The 23,337-nt window shown below is 73.2% G+C and carries 21 protein-coding genes and 2 pseudogenes; 10 read left to right on the top strand and 13 right to left on the bottom strand.

Features of this window, described 5'->3' with window-relative positions:
• Positions 1–36 precede the first annotated feature (36 nt).
• Positions 37–687 (bottom strand): hypothetical protein, encoded by a 651-nt coding sequence (locus C6376_RS41655; RefSeq protein ID WP_107448370.1) that lies wholly within the window; start codon positions 685–687, stop codon positions 37–39.
• A 276-nt stretch (positions 688–963) separates the two neighbouring features.
• Between C6376_RS41655 and C6376_RS46045 the strand changes: the two are divergent.
• Positions 964–1,188: pseudogene (locus tag C6376_RS46045) on the top strand (hypothetical protein); the annotation flags it as partial.
• A 40-nt stretch (positions 1,189–1,228) separates the two neighbouring features.
• Here C6376_RS46045 and C6376_RS41665 read toward each other — a convergent pair.
• Entirely contained in the window at positions 1,229–1,639 is a 411-nt protein-coding gene (locus C6376_RS41665; protein ID WP_107448371.1) for a hypothetical protein, read from the bottom strand.
• 308 nt (positions 1,640–1,947) lie between these two features.
• Between C6376_RS41665 and C6376_RS41670 the strand changes: the two genes are divergently transcribed.
• Positions 1,948–2,328, top strand: a complete 381-nt coding sequence (locus C6376_RS41670) for a nuclear transport factor 2 family protein (protein WP_107448372.1) — start codon at positions 1,948–1,950, stop codon at positions 2,326–2,328.
• Positions 2,329–2,626: 298 nt separating this feature from the next.
• Here C6376_RS41670 and mgrA read toward each other — a convergent pair whose 3' ends face one another.
• Entirely contained in the window at positions 2,627–3,619 is a 993-nt protein-coding gene (gene mgrA / locus C6376_RS41675) for an L-glyceraldehyde 3-phosphate reductase (RefSeq protein ID WP_107448373.1), read from the bottom strand.
• 138 nt (positions 3,620–3,757) lie between these two features.
• Here mgrA and C6376_RS41680 point away from each other — a divergent pair, with 138 nt between their 5' ends.
• Together C6376_RS41680 and C6376_RS41685 are read left to right on the top strand one after the other, a co-directional pair.
• A complete protein-coding gene (locus tag C6376_RS41680) occupies positions 3,758–4,642 on the top strand; it encodes a LysR family transcriptional regulator (RefSeq protein WP_107448374.1) in 885 nt (294 codons plus the stop codon).
• A 25-nt stretch (positions 4,643–4,667) separates the two neighbouring features.
• Positions 4,668–5,183 (top strand): DUF664 domain-containing protein, encoded by a 516-nt coding sequence (locus C6376_RS41685; protein WP_107448375.1) that lies wholly within the window; start codon positions 4,668–4,670, stop codon positions 5,181–5,183.
• Here the strand turns inward: C6376_RS41685 and C6376_RS41690 are convergent.
• The 6 genes from C6376_RS41690 to C6376_RS41715 form a co-directional block, all read right to left on the bottom strand.
• Positions 5,165–6,229 (bottom strand): adenosine deaminase, encoded by a 1,065-nt coding sequence (locus tag C6376_RS41690; RefSeq protein WP_107448376.1) that lies wholly within the window; start codon positions 6,227–6,229, stop codon positions 5,165–5,167. The genes C6376_RS41685 and C6376_RS41690 overlap by 19 nt on opposite strands.
• A gap of 67 nt (positions 6,230–6,296) precedes the next feature.
• Positions 6,297–6,689, bottom strand: a complete 393-nt coding sequence (locus tag C6376_RS41695) for a VOC family protein (protein WP_107448377.1) — start codon at positions 6,687–6,689, stop codon at positions 6,297–6,299.
• Between the two features lie 156 nt (positions 6,690–6,845).
• Positions 6,846–7,766 carry an aldo/keto reductase gene (locus tag C6376_RS41700; RefSeq protein WP_107448378.1) on the bottom strand — a complete coding sequence of 307 codons (921 nt, stop codon included), beginning with the start codon at positions 7,764–7,766 and terminating at the stop codon, positions 6,846–6,848.
• A gap of 126 nt (positions 7,767–7,892) precedes the next feature.
• Complete coding sequence (locus tag C6376_RS41705) at positions 7,893–9,218, bottom strand: aldehyde dehydrogenase family protein (protein WP_107448379.1); 1,326 nt, start codon at positions 9,216–9,218, stop codon at positions 7,893–7,895.
• Positions 9,219–9,652: 434 nt separating this feature from the next.
• On the bottom strand, positions 9,653–10,846 hold the full coding sequence (locus C6376_RS41710; protein WP_107448380.1) for an RNA polymerase sigma factor: 1,194 nt from the start codon (positions 10,844–10,846) through the stop codon (positions 9,653–9,655).
• 3 nt (positions 10,847–10,849) lie between these two features.
• Complete coding sequence (locus tag C6376_RS41715; RefSeq protein ID WP_107448381.1) at positions 10,850–11,200, bottom strand: YciI family protein; 351 nt, start codon at positions 11,198–11,200, stop codon at positions 10,850–10,852.
• A 98-nt stretch (positions 11,201–11,298) separates the two neighbouring features.
• Between C6376_RS41715 and C6376_RS41720 the strand changes: the two genes are divergently transcribed.
• Positions 11,299–12,327 carry an acyl-CoA dehydrogenase gene (locus C6376_RS41720; protein WP_107448382.1) on the top strand — a complete coding sequence of 343 codons (1,029 nt, stop codon included), beginning with the start codon at positions 11,299–11,301 and terminating at the stop codon, positions 12,325–12,327.
• Positions 12,328–12,438: 111 nt separating this feature from the next.
• Here the strand turns inward: C6376_RS41720 and C6376_RS44635 are convergent, their stop codons facing one another.
• Positions 12,439–12,606: a hypothetical protein gene (locus C6376_RS44635; protein WP_173985828.1), complete on the bottom strand. Its 168-nt coding sequence runs from the start codon at positions 12,604–12,606 to the stop codon at positions 12,439–12,441.
• 88 nt (positions 12,607–12,694) lie between these two features.
• Positions 12,695–14,494 (bottom strand): annotated as a pseudogene (locus C6376_RS41725) (MMPL family transporter); the annotation flags it as partial.
• A gap of 63 nt (positions 14,495–14,557) precedes the next feature.
• Between C6376_RS41725 and C6376_RS41730 the strand changes: the two are divergent.
• The 3 genes from C6376_RS41730 to C6376_RS41740 are packed head-to-tail and all read left to right on the top strand — an operon-like array spanning position 14,558 to position 18,554.
• On the top strand, positions 14,558–16,897 hold the full coding sequence (locus C6376_RS41730; protein ID WP_107448383.1) for an FHA domain-containing protein: 2,340 nt from the start codon (positions 14,558–14,560) through the stop codon (positions 16,895–16,897).
• An 8-nt stretch (positions 16,898–16,905) separates the two neighbouring features.
• Complete coding sequence (locus tag C6376_RS41735) at positions 16,906–17,577, top strand: hypothetical protein (protein WP_254076291.1); 672 nt, start codon at positions 16,906–16,908, stop codon at positions 17,575–17,577.
• Complete coding sequence (locus C6376_RS41740) at positions 17,577–18,554, top strand: serine/threonine-protein kinase (RefSeq protein WP_107448384.1); 978 nt, start codon at positions 17,577–17,579, stop codon at positions 18,552–18,554. Before C6376_RS41735 ends, C6376_RS41740 begins: the two co-directional genes overlap by 1 nt.
• A gap of 171 nt (positions 18,555–18,725) precedes the next feature.
• On the opposite strand, the gene C6376_RS41745 is transcribed toward C6376_RS41740, so the two are convergent.
• A complete protein-coding gene (locus C6376_RS41745; RefSeq protein ID WP_107448385.1) occupies positions 18,726–19,991 on the bottom strand; it encodes a streptophobe family protein in 1,266 nt (421 codons plus the stop codon).
• 237 nt (positions 19,992–20,228) lie between these two features.
• Between C6376_RS41745 and C6376_RS41750 the strand changes: the two genes are divergently transcribed.
• On the top strand, positions 20,229–21,521 hold the full coding sequence (locus C6376_RS41750) for a DUF6777 domain-containing protein (protein WP_173985829.1): 1,293 nt from the start codon (positions 20,229–20,231) through the stop codon (positions 21,519–21,521).
• Positions 21,522–21,714: 193 nt separating this feature from the next.
• The gene (locus C6376_RS41755; protein WP_107448386.1) at positions 21,715–22,176 is read left to right on the top strand and encodes an ATP-binding protein; all 462 of its coding nucleotides are present in this window, start codon (positions 21,715–21,717) and stop codon (positions 22,174–22,176) included.
• A gap of 45 nt (positions 22,177–22,221) precedes the next feature.
• Here the strand turns inward: C6376_RS41755 and C6376_RS41760 are convergent, their stop codons facing one another.
• Positions 22,222–23,109: an RNA polymerase sigma factor SigF gene (locus C6376_RS41760; protein ID WP_107448387.1), complete on the bottom strand. Its 888-nt coding sequence runs from the start codon at positions 23,107–23,109 to the stop codon at positions 22,222–22,224.
• Positions 23,110–23,337 lie beyond the last annotated feature (228 nt).

Below are 23,337 nucleotides of genomic sequence, written 5' to 3' on the forward strand. Positions count from 1 at the left end.
GCTCCTCGCCGCTCGCCGCTGCGGCCGCGGCACCGGCTAGGGAGCGTCCTGCGGCTCCTTCGGGCCGGCGGCCCGGGCGAGCTCGGTGAGGTCCGGGAGCAGGGCCGCCAGCCCCTTCAGCAGTGAGCCCATGTCCACCACGTCGGGCATCGGGTAGACGAAGCACACCCCGGCCTCGTACAACGAGACCGCCGGTGCGGCGAACCTCATCAGCTGCTCGGGCAGGCCGGAGGAGTAGAACCGCTCGACCGTCCCCGCCTGGTCCTTGCCCATCGGCAGGTACGGAAGGCCCTCGCAGCGCAGGTTGAGTTCGGCCGCGCTCCACTCCCGCTCCAGCCGGAGGAAGAGGCCGTCGCCGGGCACGTCGAAGCACACGACGAGCCAGTGCCGTACGTCCCTGCGCCCGACCGGCTCCCAGAGTCTGCTGACGGTGACCGGGTGGCCGCCGAGCGAGCCGGTCACGGCGGTGCCGTAGAGGGTGCGCAGCAGCCAGGGGAAGTGGCCCGCGAACCGGGTCGAGTACTGCTTTCGCGCGTCGCCCGCGACACGGCTCCAGCCGGGGCGCTGGGCGAGGAGGCGCATCGCCCGGTCCGCCTTGTTCGCCCGGCGGGTGGTACGGACGGCGAGGGTCGCGCCCACGACGAACGGGGCGATGAGGATGACCGAGAACATGATCCAGGGGAGCACCGGGTGCGATGTCCTTTCGCTTCGGCCGGGGAAGTGCGCGGACTCGCATCCTCGCCCGGGCGGCCGGGCCGGCGCATCGGTGGATCTACGTAGAGGAGAGGCGGACGGAGACGCGGGCGCACGAACGTGCGCCCGCACCGCATCCGTACACCCGCCTGCGACGGAAGTACGAGTGCCGTCTACGATCACCCGCGATCAATAACTCGATGGTTGAGATTGTTCATCATCGAGATACACATGACCGCCGCTGACGCGGTTCCCGGAATCTGGAGAGCGATGCCCGCCATGTCCCGACGCGCACGATGGCTCGTCCCCCTGCTGCTCGTCGCCGTCTGGCTCGGCGTCGGGGGCGCCCTCGGCCCCTTCGCCGGACGGCTCGGCGAGGTCGCCACCAACGACCAGGCGGCGTTCCTGCCGCGCAGCGCCGAGTCGACCGAGGTGATCACCGCCCAGCGGGCGTTCCGCCAGGACGAGACGCTGCCGGCGATCGTCGTCTGGACCGGCGCCGAAGGCGGTGTGCGCGGGCGCCGGCTCCTCCCCCTCAGCCGACGGGGAGGACGAGGGCCGGGACGGTGCGCTGCATGCGCAGTGCGTCGACGGACTCCGCGAGGAGCTCGTACTCGGTGGTGTCGTCGCTGACCGCGATCCGCACCAGCCTGCCGCCCGCCAGTTCGTCGGCCACCAGCTCCTGCCGGCCCGTGTCGGCGCACCAGGCCCGCAGCAGCCCGGGCACGTCCTGCACGGTGTCGGCGACGGGGACGAGCGCCCCCGGCGGGAAGTACTCGCTCTCGGGCAGCGGATCCAGTCGTTCGGCCATCCAGGACGCCCGGTCCCGCAGCCACCACAGGGCGAGCGCCAGCGTAGGCGCGCGGTAGGTGCCCAGTGGTACGCCGATGCGCCGGCCGTCGCAGACGCCGTACGCGGTGACATGGCACAGGAATTCGTCGTGCACGTCTCTCTCCCCCGGTGCTCGCTTGCCGGTCGCGCCTCGCTTTCCGTGCGGCTCCTGTGGGGAAACTGCCCCCGACGTTCGAGTATGTTCACTGCTGAAACACTGTCACCATGTCTTTTTAGCCAGTCTCCTGGCATATTCCCCGCGGTTCATGGCCGAAATGCGGCGAGCATTGCCGAACACCGTCATTACCCGGCGGGTAATCGACCCGGGCGGCGGCCGCGGGCAAGCTGGTCACACCGGATCGGCGAAGGCCGTAATCCGGGACCTGACCAGTAACGACGACCTTTCCTGGGGGCTGATTTCCCATGTCCGCGAACACCGACCGCTACGAGAACGCCGTCGCCCGCTACTTCGAGGCCTGGAACGCACGGGAGCCCGAGGCGTTGGCGAAGGCCGTCGCCGCCGCGTGGGCCGTGCGGGGCACGTACACCGACCCCCTCGCCGACGTCCGCGGCCACGAGGAGATCGCGGCCGTGGTCACGGCGGCGCACGCCCAGTTCCCGGGCTTCGTCTTCCGGCTCTCCGGCGCGGTCGACGGCCACCACGACACGGCCCGGTTCTCCTGGGAGCTGGTGAACGGGGCCGGGGCCGCCCCGGTGGCCGGATCCGACGTCATCACGCTGGACGCGCAGGACCGGATCACGTCCGTCCTGGGTTTCTTGGACCGCGTGCCGGCCGGAGCCTGAGTCCGGCGCCGATGAATTCCTCCGCTCGCGGCGGTCCGGACGGCACGGGATCGCCGCACGACCGCTGCGAGCGGTGGACATAGGGATAACCGCCGACAACCCGGGCGGGCATAAACGGAATACTCGATGCCGAATTCACCGTCGTCCTGCGCGGGAGCCCGGCGAACGGGACTGGACCTATGCCCTCCGGCCCTGTTCCGTCACATTCTTCGGCACCCGCGGACCGCTCGGGATCCGCGGGACGGTCGACCGACACCGTTTTCGGAGTTCGCCGGCGACCGACCGCCCGGCAAAACGCTCAGCCGTTGATCACCGTGTCGATCCGGGTCAGCTCGTCGGCCTCGAAGTCCAGGCGGGAGAGCGCGCCGACGCTGTCCTCGATCTGGCGGGCGCTGCTCGCGCCCACGAGCGCGGAGGTCACCCGGCCCCCGCGCAGCACCCAGGCGAGCGCCAGCTGGGCGAGGGACTGGCCGCGCGACTTCGCGATGTCGTCGAGGGCGCGCAGCTTGCCGACGAGTTCCTCGGTGACGGCCTCGGACTTCAGGAACGGGCTGTCGCTCGCCGCCCGCGAGTCCTCCGGGATGCCGTTCAGATAGCGGCCGGTCAGCAGCCCCTGCTCCAGCGGCGAGAACACGATCGACCCGACCTGGAGTTCGTCCAGGGCGTCCAGCAGGCCCTCGCTCTCCGGGCGGCGGTCGAGCATGGAGTAGCGCGGCTGGTGGATGAGGAGCGGGGTGCCCAGTTCGCCGAGGATCCGGGCCGCCTCGCGGGTCTGCTCGGCCGAGTAGTTGGAGACGCCTACGTACAGCGCCTTGCCCTGCTGCACCGCGGAGTGCAGGGCGCCCATCGTCTCCTCCAGGGGAGTCTCGGGGTCGGGGCGGTGCGAGTAGAAGACGTCGACGTAGTCCAGCCCCATGCGCGACAGGCTCTGGTCCAGCGAGGACAGCACGTACTTGCGCGAACCCCACTCGCCGTACGGGCCGGGCCACATCAGGTAGCCGGCCTTGGTGGAGATCACCAGTTCGTCGCGGTACGCCGCGAAGTCGCTCCTCAGGAAACCGCCCAGCGCGGACTCGGCCGCGCCGGGCGGCGGGCCGTAGTTGTTGGCCAGGTCGAAGTGGGTGACGCCGAGGTCGAAGGCGCGGCGCAGAATGGCCCGCTGTGTCTCGACCGGGCGGTCCGGGCCGAAGTTGTGCCACAGGCCGAGCGACAGCGCGGGAAGCTTCAGGCCGCTGCGCCCGGTGCGCCGGTAGGGCATGTCCGCGTAACGGTCGGGGTGTGCGGTGTACAACGCGACTCCAGAGGGGGTTGGCACGACGATCGGGTCCGGGAAGATCACTCCCGTCAACCGCTACCCACTCTGGCTCCACCTGCGGGCAGTGGTCCAACAGAAGAATCCGATGAGATTCAGCGGATACGCTTCTCAATCATGGAACTGCGCCACCTCCAGCACTTCGTAGCCGTCGCCGAGGACCAGCATTTCACCCGGGCCGCCGAACGCCTGATGGTCTCCCAGTCCGGCCTGTCGGCGTCGATCCGGTCCCTGGAGCGGGAGCTGCGCGCCCCTCTCTTCGTCCGGACCACCCGGCGGGTGACGCTGACCGAGGCGGGCCGGGCGCTGCTCGGGGAGGCGGAGCGCGTCCTGGCGCAGGTGCGGGCGGCCCACGAGGCGGTCGCGGCCGTGCAGGGCGTGGTCCGCGGCACCCTCTCCGTGGGCACCGAGCAGTGCATCGCCGGGGTGCACGTGGCGGGTCTGCTGGCGGCGTTCCGGCGGCGCCACCCCGACGTGGAGATCCGGCTGCGGCAGACCGGCTCGGGCGCGCTCGGCGAGGAGGTGGCGGCCGGCCGGCTCGACCTGGCCTTCGCCTACCGCACCCAGACCGACACCGACCAGCTGCGCTGCGTCCCGCTGGCGGCCGAGCCGATGTACGTCCTGTGCCACCCCGACCACCGCCTCGCCGGAGCGTCTGCGGCCCTGACGCCACCGGACCTGGCCGGCGAGGTGTTCGTGGACTTCCACCCTGACTGGGGGCCGCGCAGCGCCACCGACGCCGCGTTCGCCGGCGCGAGCGTGCACCGCACGGTGGCCCTGGAGGTCAACGACGTGCACAGCCTGCTGGACCTGGTGGACGAGAACCTCGGCGTCGCGGTCGTACCGCGTCACTTCCGGCACAAGCGCGAGGCCCTGACCGCCCTCGCCCTCCAGGGCACGGGCGAGGCCGCCTACGAGACGGTGGCCCTGCTGCCGCCGGCCCGGGCGACCAGCCCGGCGGCCCGGGCACTCATGGGGCTGCTGGAAACAGGGGGCGCCTGAGCGCCCGCTGGGCGATGGTGGACCCATGCATGCGAAGGACATCCTCATCGACGGGTACAACCGCATCCAGGAAGAGGTCCGCGCCGCCGTCGAGGGCCTGGACCCCGACGCCCTCAACAGCCGGCCGGCACCATCGGCCAACTCGGTCGCCTGGCTGGTCTGGCACCTCACCCGGGTCCAGGACGACCACATGGCCGACGCCTTCGGGCTCGACCAGGTGTGGCTGACCCAGGACTGGGAGAAACGGTTCGGCCTCGACCTGCCGCACGAGGACACCGGGTACGGGCACAGCGCCGCACAGGTCGCGAAGGTGCGGGTCCGCGACCCCGGCCTGCTGACCGGCTACCACGACGCCGTCCACGCGCAGAGCGTCGAGGCGCTGCGCACGCTGACCGCCGCCGACCTGGGGCGCGTGGTGGACGAGCGCTGGGATCCGCCGGTCACGCTGGGCGTACGGCTGGTCAGCGTCCTGTCCGACGACCTGCAGCACGTCGGACAGGCCGCCTACCTGCGCGGGCTGCTTCAGAGCGCGGCGGCGTAACCCGGCAGGACGACGTCCTCGATGAGGGCGGTGCGCTCGTCGAACGGGATGAACGCGCTCTTGAGGGCGTTCACGGTCACCGTGCGCAGGTCCTCGACGTCCCAGCCCGCGTGCTCGACGAGCAGCGACATCTCGCGGGTCATCGTGGTGCCGGAGACCAGACGGTTGTCCGTGTTGAGCGTGACGCGGAAGCCGAGGTCCTTCAGCGCGGTGATCGGGTGCTCGGCGATCGAGGTCGCGGCGCCCGTCTGGAGGTTGGACGTCGGGCACATCTCCAGCGCGATCCGGCGGTCGCGCACCCAGCCGGCGAGGCGGCCGAGCTTGCCGTCCACGATGTCGTCGGTGATGCGCACGCCGTGCCCGATGCGCTGGGCGCCGCACACCTGGAGCGCCTGGTGGATGCTGGGCAGGCCGTGGGCCTCGCCGGCATGGATGGTGAAGGGGACGTTCTCGCGGCGCAGGTGCGCGAAGGCGTCGAGGTGGTCGGCGGGCGGGAACCCGTCCTCGGCACCGGCGATGTCGAAGCCGAGGACGCCCGCGTCCCGGAACGCGACGGCGAGGTCGGCCGTCTCGCGCGTGCGGTCGAACATGCGCATGCCGCACAACAGGGTGCCCACCCGGACGGGGGTACCGGCGGCGGCGGCCTTCGCCATGCCGGCGGCCAGACCCTCCTGCACCGTCTCGACGACCTCGGGGAGTGTCAGCCCGCCGTTCAGCATCAGCTCGGGGGCGTAGCGCACCTCGCCGTAGACGACGCCGTCGGCGGCCAGGTCGAGCACGTACTCCTCGGCCGTGCGCAGCAGGCCCTCACGGCTCTGCATGACGGCGAGGGTGTGCTCGAAGGTGGCTATGTAGCGCACCAGGTCACCCGAGTTGGCGGCCTCGAAGTACCAGGCGGCGAGCTCGTCGGCGTCGGTGGTGGGCAGGGTGTGGCCGGCCTCCGCCGCGAGCTCGACGACGGTGGCGGGGCGCAGTCCGCCGTCGAGGTGGTCGTGCAGGACGGCCTTGGGGAGCCGGCGGAGGGTGTCGGTGTCGATGCGGGGCATGTGCGTGTTCCTCGGCGAGTGGTTCGGCGGGCGGTGCGGTCGGGCGATGTGGTCGGGCGGACGGCGCTCAGGCGGCGGGCTGGAGCAGGTCCCAGCGGTTTCCGTACAGGTCCTGGAAGACGGCGACGGATCCGTAGGCCTCGTGGCGGGGCTCCTCCAGGAACGTCACGCCGGCGGCGAGCATGCGGGCGTGGTCGGCGGCGAAGTCCTCGGTGTGCAGGAAGAACCCCACGCGGCCGCCGGTCTGGTCACCGACCCGGGCGCGCTGGGCGTCACCCTCGGCGCGGGCCAGGAGCAGTCCGACGCCGTCCTGGCGGTCCCCGGGCCGCACGACGACCCAGCGGGCGCCGTCGGGGCGGGGCTCGTCCTCGACGAGCCGGAAGCCGAGCGCATCGGTGTAGAAGCGGATCGCCTCGTCGTAGTCGTCGACGACGAGGGTGACCAGGGCGATGCGGCTCATCGGGGACCTTTCGGGGCGTGCGGAGGCGTGCGGACGCTGTACGGGGAACCATGCGGAAGAACTCTTCCGGAGGGGATTGACGGGTGAGGTTATACGTAAAACCTCATACGCGCCAGCGGGGGCCGGTACGGTCGGGCCGCGGCGGCCGGGGCGGGGTCAGTTCCCCTGCACGCGGCCCGCGCCGCGGTGGGCCGTGTTCAGGCGGTCCCTCTCCTCTTCCGTGAGGCGCAGCGCTCCCGCGGCCACGTTCTCGGCCAGGTGAGCGGGGCTTCCGGTACCTGGGATGGCCAGCACGTGCGGTCCCTGGGCGAGCGTCCAGGCGAGCCGGACCTGGGCGGGCGTCGCGTCGTGGGCGCGGGCGATGCGCAGCACCTCGTCGTCGTGGGCGGCGGTCGCCCCGTGTTCGGCCCCCTTCCCGGCGATGGCGAAGTAGGGGACGAAGGCGATGCCCTGCTCACCGCAGAGCCTGAGCAGTTCGGCGGACGCCGGGCCGGGGTGGCCGAGACCGAACTCGTTCTGCACGCTCACCACCGGGGCGACAGCCTGCGCCTCGGCGAGGTGGCGGGGCTGGACGGCCGAGATCCCGAGGTGGCGGACCAGGCCCTCCTCGCGCAGCGCGGCGAGCGCGCCGAAGTGCTCGGCGATCGACTCCTGCCCCATCCGGCGCAGGTAGACGAGGTCGAGGTGGTCGCGGCCGAGCTGGCGCAGGTTCTCCTCGACGTGGCCGCGCAGGTCCTCGGGGCGGGCCCGGGCCCCCCACTCCCCCCGGTAGTCGCGGTACGGGCCGACCTTGGCGGCGATGACCAGGCCGTCCGGGTACGGGGACAGCGCGCGGCCGATGAGTTCGTTGGCGGAGCGCAGGGAGGAGAAGTAGAAGGCCGCGGTGTCGATGTGGTCGACGCCGAGCTCGACGGCCCTGCGCAGTACGGCGATCGAGCGGTCGCGGTCGCTCGGCGTGCCGAGGTGGAAGGCGGCGCTGCCCGTCAGCCGCATCGCGCCGAAGCCGAGGCGGTTGACGGACAGGTCGCCGCAGTTCCAGGTGCCCGCGGCGGCCGCGGTGATCGTCTCGGAGGCCATCCGGGCAGTTTCGCACCCGCCGGGGACGGCCGCCCTGTCGCGGCCGCCTCCGTCAACGGGCCATGGCGGTGGCCCGTGTTGCGGAGGGCTTCCCCGGTCGCCGCCGCCGACATGCCGGACCGTGCCTCAGCCCAGCGGCTTCTCCAGCACGGCCTTGCGGTGGCTGAACGTCTCGATGGAGTAGCGCCCGTGGTAGCTGCCCATGCCGCTCGCGCCCACCCCGCCGAACGGCAGGTCGGAGACGGTGAGATGGGCGAGCGGCAGGCCGTACCCGAGGCCACCGGAGGAGGTCTCGGCGGCGATCCGGCCGCGGGTGTCGTCGGAGTCGGTGAAGACGTACAGGGCGAGGGGCTTGTCGCGGTCGTTGATGAAGCCGATCGCCTCGTCCAGGCCGTCGACGGTGACGATCGGCAGGATCGGGCCGAAGATCTCCTCCTGCATGACGGGCGACTTCGGGTCGACGTCGGCGAGCACGGTCGGCGCGAGGTACTTGTCCGCGCGGTCCTTGGCGCCGCCGACCACGACGCGGCCGGAGTCCAGCAGGCCGGCGAGCCGGTCGAAGTGGCGTTCGTCGACGATGCGGCCGTACTCGGCGGAGGTCTGCGGGTCGGCGCCGTAGACGGCCTCCACCGCCCGCGCCAGCAACGGCTCGAGGGCGGCGGCCGTCGCCGGGTCGGTGAGGACGTAGTCGGGGGCGACGCAGGTCTGGCCGGCGTTGAGGAACTTGCCGCGGGCCAGCCGGTCGGCGACGACGGACAGATCGGCGTCACGGTCGACGAACGCCGGTGACTTGCCGCCGAGTTCGAGGGTGACCGGGGTGAGGTGCTCGGCGGCGGCGCGCAGCACGACGCGGCCGACGACGCCGTTGCCGGTGTAGAAGATGTGGTCGAACCGCTCGGCCAGCAGGGCGGTGGTCTCCGGGATGCCGCCCTCGACGACGGCGACCGCCTCGGTGTCGAGGTGCGCCGGCAGCAGGCGGGCCAGGGCCGCGGAGGTGGCGGGGGCGAGTTCGCTGGGCTTGACGACCACCGCGTTGCCTGCGGCGAGGGCGCCGACCAGCGGGGCGAGCAGGAGCTGGGCGGGGTAGTTCCAGGGGGCGATGACAAGGACGACGCCGAGCGGGTCGTACTGCGTCCAGGCGCGCGCGTCGGCGCCCAGATGGGCGGGGACCGGGGCCGGCTCGGGACGCAGCCATCCGTCGAGGTGCTCGAGGGTGTGGTCGATCTCCCTGACCGTGAAGTCGATCTCGGTGCGGTAGGCCTCGGTGGAGCTCTTTCCCAGGTCTGCGTGGAGGGCCGCGGCCAGCTCCGCTCCCTGGTCCGTGAGCAGCCGGCGCAGGCGGCGCAACTGGTCCGTGCGCCACGCGACGGGCTTGGTGCGGCCGGTTCGGAAGGCGGCGCGCAGCCGGGCCACGACGTCGGCGGGCTGCTCGGGAGTGGCGGCGGTGGTCATCGTGCCTCGCTGGGGTACGCGGGCCTCGCGGCCCTGGGTCGTCGGGACGAGCGGTCAGCTCGATGTATATGCCAACCATTCGGGGGCCAAAATACATTCCCGCGGACGACGACCTCGCCGACGGCGTTCCCGACGGGCCCTGGAGCGACCCGGCCCCGGTCCCGCCGACCCACCGCCCGTGACCCACCCCGCCGACCCTGCCGGCCTTCTGCCCACCCGTCCCGCCGCCCGTCCGCCGCCCGTCCCGTCGGGCCCCCTGCCGACCCGCCCAGGACCCTTCCGGCCCTTCCTGCCGTACCGGTCCCATGCGCACCGGTCCCGTCGCCCCGCCCGCCGGTCCCCTGCCGAGCAGCCCCACGCAGCTGCCCGCCGTGAGCCGTTCCAACCCGTCGGCCCCTGCCGACCGGGCGGTCGGATCGGCCTGCCGGACCGCCTCAGCGGGCGAGCTCGCGCAGCCGCCGCTCGAGGAAGGCGCGCTCCGCCGGGCTCTCGCTCAGCGCCAGGGCCGCCCGGTACGCCTCCGCGGCCTCGGCCGTCCGGTCCAGCCGGCGCAGCAGGTCGGCGCGGACGGCGTGCCAGACGCGGTAGCCGTGCAGGTCCAGCGCGTCCACGAGGTCGAGCGCCGGACTCGGGCCCTGGGTCTCGGCCACGGCGACCGCCCGGTTCAGAGCCACGACCGGGCTCGGGGCGAGGGCCGTCAACTGGTCGTACAGGCGCAGGATCTGCCCCCAGTCGGTGGCGGCGGCGGCCGGCGCGTCGCTGTGGACGGCCTGAACGGCGGCCTGGATCTGGTACGGCCCGGGCCGGTCGCGGCGCAGACAGCGGCGGACCAGCGCCTGGCCCTCGGCGATCAGTGCGCGGTCCCACCGGTCGCGGTCCTGCTCGGGCAGCGGCACGAGCGTGCCGCCGGCGTCCACGCGTGCGTCCCGACGGGACTCGACGAGCAGCATCAGCGCCAGCAGGCCGACGGCCTCCGGCTCGTCCGGCATCAGTTCGACGAGGAGTCTGCCGAGCCGCACCGCCTCCGCGCACAGGCCCGCCTCGCCCTCGTATCCCTGGTTGAACACCAGGTAGACGACGGCGAGGACGCCTCTCAGCCGGTCGGGCAGATCCGCGTCGCGCGGTACGCGGTACGGGATGCGCGCGTCCCTGATCTTCGACTTGGCGCGGACCAGCCGCTGGGCCATGGTCGGTTCGGGGACGAGGAAGGCGCGGGCGATCTGGGCGGTGGTGAGCCCGCCGAGGAGCCGCAGGGTCAGGGCCACCTGCGCCTGCGGGGCCAGCGCGGGATGGCAGCAGGTGAAGATCAGCCGGAGCCGCTCGTCGCGCACGGGGCCCTCCTCCACGGGCGGGTCGGCGCCGTACAGCAGGGCGGCCTCCGCCTGGCGGGCGTCGCGGGTGGACTCCCGGCGCAGCCGGTCGACGGCCCTGTTGCGGGCGGTGGTGATGATCCAGCCGGCCGGGGCGGGCGGCACCCCGGTCTCCGGCCAGCGGCGCACGGCCGTCGCGAAGGCTTCCTGGACCGCCTCCTCGGCGAGGTCGATGTCGCCCAGGAAGCGGACGAGGACGGCGACGGCGCGGCCGTACTCCGCGCGGAAGACGGCCTCGACGTCCGTGGCGTCCGCCATGGGTCAGTGAGTGTCCACGAAGGGGCGGACCTCGATCGGCAGCGTGGTGGCGAGCGCGGCCTTGCGCCCCCACTCCAGGGCCTCGTCCAGGTCGGCGGCGGTGATCAGGCAGAGGCCGCCGAGGTATTCCTTGCCCTCGGCGTACGGTCCGTCGGTGATGAGCACCTCACCGTTGTCGGGCCGCAGCACGGTGGCCGTCTCCGGGCCGTGCAGACCGCCGGCGAAGACCCAGGCCCCGGCGGCGCGCAGCTCGTCGTTGTAGGCCTGCACGCGGCTCATGATCTCGGCCAGCTCGTCGGCGGCGGGCGGCTCACCGCCGGCCGGCTGGACCACGCTGAGCAGGTAGTGCTTCATGACGTCCTCCTTGGCGTCGTCTCGTTTCCCACCTCCTACACGAACGACCCTCCCCCGGATCGACACCCCGCGCCGAGATCCGGGAAAGAATCCCGCCCATGACCGCACCGCACCCGCTCGTCGCCCGCGCCCATCGCCTCGCCGACGACCTGCTGGCCCCGCACGCCGAGCAGGTCGACCTGGGGGAGGTACCGAGGAGCCACCTCACGGAGATCGGCCGCGAGGGCCTGCTCGGCGTGAACGCGCCGACGGAGTACGGCGGTGCCGGGGCTCCGGCACCTGTGGTGCGGGAGACGACGGAGATCCTGGCCGGGGCCTGCTGCTCGACCTGGTTCGTGCAGGCCCAGCACCACACGCCGGTGCTGGCGCTGGCCGGGAGCGAGGGCCCGTACCGCGAGCGTCTGCTGCCCCGGCTGGCCACGGGCGAGCTGCTGGCCGGCGTGGCGTACGCCCAGCTGCGGGCGTATCCGCGCACGCCGGTGCGGGCCGCCCGGGAACGCGGCGGCTGGCGCTTCGACGGGACGGTGCCCTGGTACACGGGCTGGGGCCTGAGCGACGTCATGCTGCTGGCCGGGGTGACGGAGTCGGGCGAGGCCCTGTTCGCGTTCACCGAGGCGCGCGAACAGCCGGGTCTGCGGGCCTCGGCCCCGCTGCGGCTGGCCGCCCTGACGGCCGCCCGCACGGTCTCGCTGGAGCTGGACGGCCTGTGGGTCCCGGCGGAGGCGGTCGTCGTGCGCACCCCGCACGCACGCTGGTCGGCGACCGACCGCAGCAAAACGGTCAACACCAACCCCGCGGTCTTCGGCGTCACGCGGGCGGCCCTGGACCTGCTGGACGAGGAGACGGCGGTCCCGCTGCGCAGCCGCCTCGACGAGACCCGCCGTCAGGCCTACGCCCTCGCCGACGGCGCGGCGCCCGACGAGCGCCTCGAAGAACGCCTGGCCCTGCGGACGCAGGCCTTCGCGGTGCTGCAGACGGCGACCACGGCGGCCGTCGTCGCGGGCGGCGGCCGCTCCATGCTGCTGACGAACCGCGCCCAACGCCTCGCACGTGAGGCCCTGTTCCTCATGGTCCAGGCCCAGACCCGGGAGTCGCGGCGTGCCCAGCTGGCCGCCCTGACGGCATGAGGGGCCCGTTCCCTACCGCGGCCACGGCCCGAGAGGGCCCGTTTCCCGGCTGCGCCCCGACGGGCCGACGGCCCTTCGCCAGGGACGCGGTCCGCCGCTGCGTCCCTCGGGTCAGTCCTCGTCCGGCCCCGGGACGACGACGAGGAACGCGTCCGACTTCAGATCCATGACCACGGTCGCGGGCTCGCCCTCGGCCCGTCGGCGGGCCGCGTACTCCTCCGCGGGCCACGATCCGCGCGGTGCTCCCGCCGGGAACCTCTCCAACACCTTCGCGCGCATAGCGGCAGACACCTCCACAGCGAAACGGATACCGCCGAGACCGACGACTCGTGCCCGGGTCGGCTACCCGCGATCCGGGCGGGCATGTTCACACGCGCGCGAGCCGGTCTTCCTCGACGGGTTTCCGGGGGCGGCTCAGCCGGCCCGGCCACCAGGCCCGGGCCCCGATGTCCCGGACGAGCGCGGGGACCAGCAGCGACCTGACCACGAGGGTGTCGAGGAGGACGCCGAAGGCCACGATGAAGGCGATCTGGACCAGGAAGGCCAGCGGGATGACGCCGAGCGCGGCGAAGGTCGCGGCGAGCACCACACCCGCCGAGGTGATCACCCCGCCGGTGGTGACGAGCCCGCGCAGCACGCCCTCGCGCACCCCGTGCCGCAGCGACTCCTCGCGCACCCGGGACATCAGGAAGATGTTGTAGTCGACGCCCAGCGCCACCAGGAACACGAAGCCGTACAGCGGTACGGAGGGGTCGGTTCCGCCGAAGCCGAGGAGGCGCCGGAACACCAGGGCCGAGACGCCCAGCGTGGCCGCGAAGTTGAGCGCGACGGTGGCCACGAGCAACGCGGGCAGCAGCAGCGAGCGCAGCAGCAGCGTGAGGATGAGCAGGATGACGGCCAGCACGACGGGGACGATGAGGGTCCGGTCGCGTTCGGCGGTGCGCCGGGTGTCGTACTGCTGGGCGGTGTAGCCGCCGACGAGCGCGTTCGCGCCGGGAACCGCGTGCAGGGAGGTACGCAGCCGCACCACGGTCCGCTTGGCGGCGTCGCTGTCCGCGGGCGAGGCGAGGGTGACGTCGACACGGACGCGGCCGTCGACCACCAGCGGCGTCCCGCCGGGCCGTCCGGAGGCGCTCACCCCGGCCGCCGCGGCGACGCCGTCGGTGGTGCGGGCCGCGGCGAGCACCTGCGCGAGCCGGCCGGCGTCGGCCACGACGACGGCCGGGTTGCCCGAGCCGCCCGGGAAGTGCCTGCTCAGCGTCTGCTGCGCGGCGACCGAGGGGGCGTCGTCGACGAACGTCTCGGCGAGGGGGACGCCCTTCGAACTCAGCGTGGGCGCGAAGGCGGCGCCGGCCAGCAGCAGGGCGAGGGTCACCGCCCACACGCGGCGCGGCGACCGGTCGACGAGGGCGGCGACCCGGTGCCAGATACCGGCTCCCGCGCCGCGTCCCCCGGCCGGGGCGGGCTTCGCGGGCCAGTAGGCGGTGCTTCCGAGGAGGACCAGGACGGCGGGCACGAAGGTGAGCGAGGCGAGCGCGGCGCAGCCGATCCCGATGGCGCCGACCGGTCCGAGGGCCCGGTTGTTGGTCAGGTCGCTGAGCAGCAGGGCGAGCAGTCCCAGCGCGACGGTCGCGGCGCTGGCCGTGACGGCGCCCCAGGACTGCCGCAGCGCGGCTCGTCCGGCGGCGTGGCGGTCCGCGCCCGCGGCGAGTTCCTCCCGGTAGCGGGCGGTGAACAGCAGGGAGTAGTCGGTGGCCGCGCCGATCACCAGGATCGACAGGATGCCCTGCACCTGTCCGTCGACGCGGACGACGTCGTGGTCGGCGAGAGCGTAGACGACCGCGCACGCGAGACCCAGCGCGAACACCGCGCCGAGGATGATCACCAGCGGGAGCAGCAGACTGCGGTAGACGAGCAGCAGGATGACGAGCACCGTGGCCAGCGCCACGCCGAGGAGCAGACCGTCGATGCCGGCGAAGGCGTTCGACAGGTCGGCCTGGCCGGCGGCCGGCCCGGCCAGCCGGACGGTGGTGCCGGGGACGCCTTCGGCCGCCTCCCGGATGCGGTCGAGGGCGGCGGGGAGCCGGTCGCCGAGGTCGGGACGCAGCGGCAGCACGCCCTCCACGGCCTTCCTGTCCTGCGACAGCACGGCGGGCGAGACCTCGCCGGCTCACGCGCGCCGCTCATCTCCCGTCAGGCACACAAGGGTGCGAATCGATAGAATTCAGGCATGACGGACCGGCCGGTCTCCTCGACTGCGCCCGAACTCGTGCTGGAGACCGAGGCGGGCTCCACTCTGCTGATCCCGGGCCACGACTACCGCCTCGGGCGGGACCCGCAGAGCGACGTCGTCATCGACGACAGCCGCGTCTCCTGGCACCACGCGGTGCTGCGCCCCGACGGCGACCACTGGATCCTCGAGGACGACCACAGCACCAACGGCACCTTCGCCGACGGCCGTCAGATCCACGAGTGGGGCGTCGGCCCCGGCAGCGTGATCCGCTTCGGCAGCCCGTCCGACGGGCCCCGCGTCGTCCTGTCCGGCCTGGCGCCGCCGGAGCCCGAGCGCCCGTCGGCCGTCTCGATGCCCGCCCTGACCGGCACCTTCCGGCAGCCCACCAACGTCCGGCCGCTGCCCCCGCGTACCGTGCGCATCGGCCGTGCCGCCGACAGCGACCTCGTCGTCGACGACCTCGTCGTCTCACGCCGGCACGCCGAACTGCGCGCGCTGCCCGACGGCGGCCACGAGATCGTCGACCTCGGCAGCCACAACGGCACCTACCTCAACGGGCTGCCCGTCGACCGCGCCCCGGTCGGCCCCGGCGACATCGTCGGCATCGGCCACTCGGCGTTCTGTCTGGTCGGCGACCAGCTCCAGGAGTACGTCGACACCGGCGAGGTCTCCCTCGACGTGCAGGACCTGACGGTCACCGTCGACCGCGGCCGCAAGGTGCTCCTCGACCACGTGTCGTTCCCGGTGGGGGAGAAGTGCCTGCTCGCCGTCGTCGGGCCGAGCGGCGCGGGCAAGTCCACGCTGCTCGGCGCCCTCACCGGCCAGCGCCCCGCGGGCCACGGCACGGTGGTCTACGACGGCCGCGACCTCTACCGCGACTACGCCGAACTGCGCCAGCGCATCGGCCTGGTCCCGCAGGACGACATCCTGCACGCCCAGCTGACCGTGCGCAGCGCCCTCGCCTACGCAGCCGAGCTGCGCTTCCCGCAGGACACCGCCAAGGCGGAGCGCCGCGAGCGGGTCGAGGAGGTCATCCGGGAGCTCGGTCTCTCGGAACGCGCCGACCAGCCCGTGCACAGCCTCTCCGGCGGGCAGCGCAAACGCGTCAGCGTGGCCCTGGAACTGCTCACCAAGCCCTCGCTGCTCTTCCTCGACGAGCCGACGTCCGGCCTCGACCCCGGCATGGACCGCTCGGTGATGCACATGCTGCGCGGCCTCGCCGACGACGGCCGCACCGTCATCGTCGTCACGCACAGCGTCCTCAGCCTCGACGTCTGCGACCGGCTGCTGGTGCTCGCGCCCGGCGGCAAGGTGGCCTACTACGGGCCGCCCGAGGACGCGCTCGCCTTCTTCGGCTTCGAGCAGTGGCCGGAAGCCTTCGAGGCCTTCGAACGCGACCAGGACAGGGACTGGGCCGGGGAGTACCGCGACTCGCCGTCGCGCCGGCGCTACGTCCTCGACGACAGCGAACAGCCGCGGCTGCCGCGCTCGGGACCGGTGATCATGCTGCCGCCGCCGCGGCCCCGCAGCCGGAGCGCCCAGGTCGGCACCCTGGTGCGCCGCTACACGTCCGCCCTCGCCGCCGACCGCACCTTCCTCGCGATCATGATCGCCCTGCCGTTCGTCATGGGCGTCATGGCCCGGGCTCTCGCGGGCGGCGAACTCACCCGGGAGACCGCGATGAACGCGCTGCTCATCCTGTGCGTGGGCGGCGTCCTGACCGGAGCCGCCAACGCGGTGCGCGAACTCGTCAAGGAACGCGTGATCTACCAGCGCGAACGCGCCGTGGGCCTGTCCAGATCGGCGTACCTGATGTCCAAGGTGGTGGTGCTGGGCACGGTGACCGTCGTGCAGGCGGTGGTCCTCACGCTCGTCGCCCTGCTCGGGGTCGACCTGCACGCGCCCGGCGGCAAGGGCGTGCTGATGCCGCCCCTCGTCGAGATCACCGTCGCCGTGGCGCTGCTGTCCTTCACCGCGATGATGCTCGGGCTCCTGGTGTCCGCGCTGGTGCGCAAGGAGGAGGTGACGATGCCGTTGCTGGTGCTGCTCGCCATCGTCCAGGTGGTCTTCTGCGGGGCGCTGCTGCAACTGAGCGGTGTGCCCGGCCTGGACCAGCTGTCGTGGCTGGTGCCCTCGCGGTGGGCGCTCGGCGCGATGGCCGGCACCATCGGGCTCTCCCGGATCGTGCCCGGCGACCTCACCGGCGACCCGCTGTTCGAGCACTCGGCCGGGGTGTGGCTGCTCGACGTGGGCATGCTGGTCGTGCTCTCGGCGGCCTTCGGATTCGTCGTCTCCCGGCTGCTGCGCCGGCACGAGCCCGCGGTGATGCGGAAGTAGGGCGGCGCATGACGACTCCCGGATTCAGCCCCACGCACGTCGTGCCGCAGCACGGCATGCCCGCCTGGGAGGAGCCCGATCCGGCCCGCCCGACCCTGCCGCTCGACCCGCTGCTGCCGGTCCGGCTCCTGGAGCGGCGCGGTGACTGGGGACGCGTGCTGTGCTCCAACGGCTGGTCGGCCTGGGTGGACGGCCGCTGTCTGGTCGCCGTCCCCAAGGACCCGCCCCGCTCCGACGGCCCGCACACGGCCGCGGCCGACCCCAGGCCTCTCCTCGACCGTGCCGAACAGGCCCTGTCCCGCTACCGGGCGGCGATGGAGGAACTGGCGGACGGCGACCTCGACGGCGAGTCCTTCCGCCGTCGCACCCAGGGGCTGCGGATCGGCGTGGTCGTCGACGGCGAGGACGTCTGGATGTACGACTCCGTCGGCAGACGCTGGGTGTACGGCGACGGGACGCGCCTCAGCACGTACGCGACGGACCGTGAGCCGCACGCGGCGGACGACCCGCCGCAGGACCCGGCGGAGAGCCGGAGCCCCGGCCGGGATCACAGCCGGGACCAGGACCGGGACCAGGACCAGGACCGGGGTCGTGACCGGGCCGGGAACCAGGAACAGCACCTGCGCCAGGACCTCGACCACACCGTCACCCGGATCGTGAACCGGGACGGGAGGCCCTGATGCCGCACACGACCAGCCCGTTCTCCGGCCGGCCCTCCGAACTGATCGGCCGGCAGCTGGCCGGCTACCGCATCGAGCGCGAGATCGGCCGCGGCGGCATGGCCGTCGTCTACCGCGCCCACGACCTGCGCCTGGACCGGACGGTCGCGCTCAAACTGCTCGCCCCGGAGCTGGCCCGCAACGACGTCTTCCGCAAGCGGTTCACCCATGAGTCGCGGGCGGCCGCGGCGATCGACCACCCGCACATCGTGCCCGTCTTCGAGGCGGACGAGACCGACGGCGTGCTGTACATCGCGATGCGCTACGTCGAGGGCAGCGACCTGCGCCATCTGCTCGACCGGCAGGGGCCGCTGCCGCTCGCGAAGGCCGTCCGCATCGCCGCGCAGATCGCCTCGGCGCTGGACGCCGCCCACGAGCACGGGCTCGTGCACCGGGACGTCAAGCCCGGCAACATCCTGGTGGCCCGGGGTACCGACACCGACCACCCCGAGCACGCCTACCTCACCGACTTCGGGCTGACGAAGAAGTCGCTGTCGCTGACCGGGTTCACCACGGTCGGCCAGTTCGTCGGCACACTCGACTACGTCTCGCCCGAGCAGATCTCCGGCCGCCCCGTCGACGGCCGCTGCGACGTCTACGGCTTCGCCTGCGTCGTCTACGAGTGCCTCGCGGGCCGCCCGCCCTTCCTCCGCGACGACGACATGGCGCTGCTGTGGGCCCACCAGAACGCCGACCCGCCGGCGCTGACACAGACCCGGCCCGACCTGCCACCGCACGTCGACGGGGTGTTCGTCCGGGCGCTCGCGAAGAGCCCGGACGACCGCCAGGACACCTGCGGAGCGTTCGTCGCCGAGCTGAGGTCGACGGCGGGCGGCGCGCACCGGGCGGCTCACCCGCCGACGGAGCGGGTCGACATCCTGCCGCCGGCACCGGAGCCCCCGCTCTGGGCACGGCCCGTGTTCGGCGGCCGGTTCTGAGGCGCGTCGGGTCCGAGCTTCCTCGGCCCTCGGCTCCGTCAGGCCTGAGTTTCGTCGGCCCTGGCTCTGTCAGGCCTGAGTTTCCTCGGCCCTGGCTCTGTCAGGCCTGAGTTTCGTCGCCCCCGAGGCTCGCGTGGGTCCGGAGGCTCGCGGGAGCCCGAAGCGGCGGCGTCAGCGTAGCGGGGGCGGCGTTTGCCGGCGGCGGACCAGACCCGCGAGGAGACCGCCCAGGAACCCGGTGACCAGTCCCCACAATGCGGCGAGGCCCAGCGCGGACCACAGGCGGGGCCGCAGGAACAACTCGCCGGACAGATTGCCGCCGAGGTCGCCGAGCCCGAGCACGGACAGTCCGTAGTGCGCGGAGATCCGGCCGACCAGGCAGATCATCAGCACCGTGGCCGCCAGCGCGACGGCCATGTGCAGGGCGTGCCGCCAGGCCGGCATACCCGGCGGTGAGTGCGCCGCCAGCAGGAATCCGGCCCCCAGCAGCAGCACCGCGTCCACCACGACGAGCCACCAGACCCGGCCGTCGTACGCGGCGAGGGCGCCGAGGTCGAGCCGAGCGGTGTCCTTGCCGCGCAGCACCTCGTCCAGCACATGCGGCATCGGCAGCCCGAAGGGACCCTCCACCCGGCCGTCCCAGGTGGCGCCCAGTCCGACGGTGAACACCAGCCACACCAGATTGGGCAGGCCGAGCAGGATCACCGCGAAAGTCTCGGCGGCGTGCCCACGCGTCGCCGCGACGACGAGCGCGACGACGAATCCCAGAAAGACGCAGACCAGCAGCAGCACGACCATCGCGTGCGCGGCAGGCCGCACCGGCTCCTGGAAACGCAGCAACCGGGCCGGCAGCGGCGCTCCGCGCGCGACCAGCAGGGCCAGCACCAGCACACCGGCCAGCCACAGCAGTCCGACCACCACCGTCGGCAGTACGTCCGTGGTGAAACCGACCTCGGGACCGACGTCGAACAGGTCGCTCAGTGTGCCGTCGCCGAGGGAGACCTTGAAGGTCTTGCGGGCGGCGAACGACAGGCCGAGCAGACCCAGCAGCCACACGACGGCGATCCGCGCCGCCCAGCCGGCCAGCTCGGCGGCGCCGGCGACCGCCCGGTGGCGCAACGGCCACAGGAATCCGGCGCCGACGACGAGCGCCCCGACGAGGGTCACGGAGAGCGGGATCACCGTCAGAGCGGCCTCGGTCTCGGCGAGGCCGCCCGCGTCGCCGACGAGTTCCACCGTGCCGCCGACGGCCGTGACGACGGTGGCCGCGACCACCCGGGGGAAGGCGCCCTCGGGCAGGTCCGCGGCTCCCGCCGCCCACAGTCCCAGGGCGGCCGTCACGCCCATGGCGATCAGCCCGGCCAACGCGGTGACGACCGCGCGGCCCCAGCCGTGCGCCGGGAATCCTGCCTGGTCGTGGGGGGTGTGAGCACTCACCCTGCCACGCTAAGCAGCGCCGGGGGAGAGCGCCCGCCGGGAGGGACCGTCCGGGCCCGGCTTGCGGGCGACGCCAGACCGGAGCACACAATGGTCATTGTGGAAAAAGCGGCGCAGGTCGGGTGATTCCGGTTGCGCCGGTCGCACGTCCCGCAGGCGCGCGGTCCTGCCGTCACCGCCGATCGCCTCGGCTCCGTCGGACCGCGTGCCGCGGGGGACCCCTCGTCGGGAGTGCTCGTGAGCGTCGAACCGCCGTCGTCCGGCCGTCCCTCGGAACCGCCCACCGAACCCTCCGGGCGGCCGACCGGCCCGCCCTCGGGTCCGCTGTCCGCGGGTTCGGCGCAGCCGCCCCAGGGGCCGCCCTCCCAGCCGCCCGGCGCCGACCTCGGAGCGGGCGACGGGCCGCCAGGTCGCCCGTGGTGGAGGTCCGCGCCCCGGCTCGCGCTGATCGCCCTCGCCGTCGTGGCCGCCACCGCCCTCGCCCTCGTGCTGACCCTGCCCGGCGGCGGCAAGTCCGACCAGGCCGGCGAGGTGTTCATGCAGCCGGCCGGCGACGTCGGCCCGGACCCCGTGACCACGACCTCCACGACGAAGACGTCCGTCCCGCCCGCCACGGTCGCCCCCTCTGGCTCCACCCCGGCCGGGAAGACGGTGCCCGCCGTCCGCGGCGGCGAGCCCGGCCTGTACGGCGGCACCCGCAATGTCGCGAGCTGCGACGTGGAGCAGCAGATCAAGGCCCTCCAGCAGGCGCCCGACAAGAACAAGGCGTTCGCCTCGGTGGCGGGGATCGACCCGTCCGGCGTCCCCGCCTACCTGCGTTCGCTCACCTCGGTGCAGCTGCGCCTGGACACCCGGGTCACCAACCACGGGTACCGCGACGGCGCCGCCACCTCCTACCAGGCCGTTCTGCAGGCCGGGACGGCCGTCCTGGTCGACAGGCACGGCGTGCCCCGGGTGCGCTGCGCCTGTGGCAACCCGCTGACCCCGCCCGTCGCCCAGCAGAGCGGGTACCGGCGGACGGGCCGTTCGTGGCCCGCGTACAGCCCCGCGACCACCGTCACGGTCATGCCCTCGACGACCGTGGTCAAGGTCTTCGTGCTCTACGACCCCGACGACTCGCACCACTGGTTCGCCCGGCGGCCGGGCGACGACGGACACAAGGACCGGCCCACGCACCCGCCGGCGCACACGACGCCGTCCATCATCGTCGCCCCGCCGAGTTCCCTGACCAGTCCCGCGTCCCCGCCGTGCGCGTCGCCGTCGACCGGTGACGCGAGGGGTGACGCGACCGGCGCCAGCCCGCCGGGATGCGTCCTGCCGCCGTCGTCCGGCTCGTCCACCGAGGCGCCGTCCTCGAAGCCGCCGTCCTCCGAACCCCCGAGCTCGAAGCCGCCGTCCTCCGAGCCGCCGAGTTCCGAGCCGCCGTCCTCGCCGCCGTCGTCCCAGGCGCCGGAGCCGCCCTCGTCGTCGAACTCGCTGTCCGGCCTGTCGAGCGCGCCCGGCAGCTCGCTGTCCTCGCTGCCCCAATAGACGCCGGCGCCGGCCGCGACGAACCGTTCGTCTCGCTCGAGGCCGGTCCGGTCCGGGGCCGCCCGCTGTGTGAGGTACCGCATGGCCGTAGCCTGAACAGGTCAGGAATGACGGGGACTGCACGGCGCGGCACGGGGTACGAGCACTGGTGCACAGCAGCGTCCGGCCAGTCCGGCCTCCAAGAGAGAACTGCATGATCGAGCATCTGGACGGGGCAGTGATACCCACTGGTTTCGACGTACCCGTGGAACCGCTACGGCGCGCGGCGCACTACACGGGCGACCCCGGCTGCATAGCCGAGGCCCGTGCCTTCGCCGCGCACTTCGTCGACCAGCTCAGGACCGAGTGGTGCGCCACGGTGGGCGACCGCGTGTGCGGTGACGTGATGCTGGTGGTCAGCGAACTGGTCACCAATGCCGACCGGCACAGCAACGGGCCCTACATCCTGGAGCTGGAGGGCACCGAGGCCTCGGTCACCGTGAGCGTCTACGACAGCAGCGACGCCCTGCCCATGCGCTACCCCAAGGACCCCGAGCGGGTCGGCCGGCACGGCCTGGAGATCGTGCACGCGGTGGCGGCGCAGGTCACCGCGGAGCGCGTACCGGTCGGCAAGCGGGTCCGCGCCGTGCTCAGCTTCGGACCGCCGGCCCGTTAGCTCAGGGGGCAGGTGCAGGGGCCGGCAGGGGGCCGGCCGGACAGGTCAGGCACAGCCCAGCTCGCCCAGCATGCCCTGGCGCAGCCGGCCGATGATGCGCTTGATGAGGCGGGACACGTGCATCTGGGAGCAGCCGAGCCGCTCGCCGATCTCCGCCTGGGTGGCCTCCTCCACGAACCGCAGGTGGATGATCCGCCGGTCACGCTCGCTGAGCTCCGCCATGAGCGGGGCGAGCGAGTGGAAGTCGTCGACGAGTCCCAGCCGGTTCTCCTCCATGCCGATGAAGTCCGCGAGGACCGACTCGCCCTGCCCGGAGCCGTCGCCGGTGATCGCCGCGTCGAGCGAGGAGGAGTTGTAGCCGTTGGAGGCGATCTGCGCCTCTACCACCTGCTTCGGCGGGAGGTTCATCAGCGTGGCCAGCTCCGCCACCGTCGGTTCCCGGTCCAGCCGGCTGGACAGCTCGTCGCGGGCCTTCGCCAACTCGACGCGCAGCTCCTGGAGCCGCCGCGGAACGTGCACCGCCCACGTCGTGTCCCGGAAGAAGCGCTTGATCTCGCCGACGATGTACGGCAGGGCGAACGACGTGAACTCGACCTCGCGCGCGACCTCGAACCGGTCGATGGCCTTGATCAGGCCGATCATCCCGGTCTGGACGATGTCCTCCATCTCGTCCCCGCGACCGCGGAACCGGCCCGCCGCGAAACGGACCAGGGACATGTTCATCTCGATGAGGGTGTTGCGCGCGTACTGGTACTCGGGCGTGCCCTCCTCGAGAACGGCCAGCCGCCGGAAGAACTGGCGGGACAGCTCGCGCGCGTCGCGGGGAGCCACGCTCCGCGGCGACTCGACGCCGGGCAGCGGTGCGTCGTGCGGTCCGGACCCGGCGGCGTGGTCGACGATCCCGGCCCCCGACCGGACAGCGGCGGTCTGCATGGCCTCTCCCTCGAAGGTCGCGGTACTCGGTCACCGTGCCCGCCCCGTCACGGTTCGGCGTGCGTCGTGCTCGTTCCGTGAGCGGGCACCGGTGTGCGGCGCCGCTCGGAGGGCGAGTACCCGCTCACGGACGGCCCATGCGTGCCCGGGCCGGCCGCGGCGGCGGGCTCCGCGTCGCCGTGGCCGACGGGGGCCGCCGATTCCACCCAGGGCGCAACGCACCCCCTC

Source organism: Streptomyces sp. P3, from assembly GCF_003032475.1.
In the GTDB taxonomy this organism is placed as follows: domain Bacteria; phylum Actinomycetota; class Actinomycetes; order Streptomycetales; family Streptomycetaceae; genus Streptomyces.

Coding starts and splice junctions, on each gene's coding strand:
- C6376_RS41670 (WP_107448372.1), top strand. CDS start 1,948: ATGTCCGCGAACACCGACCGCTACGAGAACGCCGTCGCCCGCTACTTC.
- C6376_RS41680 (WP_107448374.1), top strand. CDS start 3,758: ATGGAACTGCGCCACCTCCAGCACTTCGTAGCCGTCGCCGAGGACCAG.
- C6376_RS41685 (WP_107448375.1), top strand. CDS start 4,668: ATGCATGCGAAGGACATCCTCATCGACGGGTACAACCGCATCCAGGAA.
- C6376_RS41690 (WP_107448376.1), bottom strand. CDS start 6,229: ATGCCCCGCATCGACACCGACACCCTCCGCCGGCTCCCCAAGGCCGTC.
- C6376_RS41695 (WP_107448377.1), bottom strand. CDS start 6,689: ATGAGCCGCATCGCCCTGGTCACCCTCGTCGTCGACGACTACGACGAG.
- C6376_RS41700 (WP_107448378.1), bottom strand. CDS start 7,766: ATGGCCTCCGAGACGATCACCGCGGCCGCCGCGGGCACCTGGAACTGC.
- C6376_RS41705 (WP_107448379.1), bottom strand. CDS start 9,218: ATGACCACCGCCGCCACTCCCGAGCAGCCCGCCGACGTCGTGGCCCGG.
- C6376_RS41710 (WP_107448380.1), bottom strand. CDS start 10,846: ATGGCGGACGCCACGGACGTCGAGGCCGTCTTCCGCGCGGAGTACGGC.
- C6376_RS41715 (WP_107448381.1), bottom strand. CDS start 11,200: ATGAAGCACTACCTGCTCAGCGTGGTCCAGCCGGCCGGCGGTGAGCCG.
- C6376_RS41720 (WP_107448382.1), top strand. CDS start 11,299: ATGACCGCACCGCACCCGCTCGTCGCCCGCGCCCATCGCCTCGCCGAC.
- C6376_RS44635 (WP_173985828.1), bottom strand. CDS start 12,606: ATGCGCGCGAAGGTGTTGGAGAGGTTCCCGGCGGGAGCACCGCGCGGA.
- C6376_RS41730 (WP_107448383.1), top strand. CDS start 14,558: ATGACGGACCGGCCGGTCTCCTCGACTGCGCCCGAACTCGTGCTGGAG.
- C6376_RS41735 (WP_254076291.1), top strand. CDS start 16,906: ATGACGACTCCCGGATTCAGCCCCACGCACGTCGTGCCGCAGCACGGC.
- C6376_RS41740 (WP_107448384.1), top strand. CDS start 17,577: ATGCCGCACACGACCAGCCCGTTCTCCGGCCGGCCCTCCGAACTGATC.
- C6376_RS41755 (WP_107448386.1), top strand. CDS start 21,715: ATGATCGAGCATCTGGACGGGGCAGTGATACCCACTGGTTTCGACGTA.
- C6376_RS41760 (WP_107448387.1), bottom strand. CDS start 23,109: ATGCAGACCGCCGCTGTCCGGTCGGGGGCCGGGATCGTCGACCACGCC.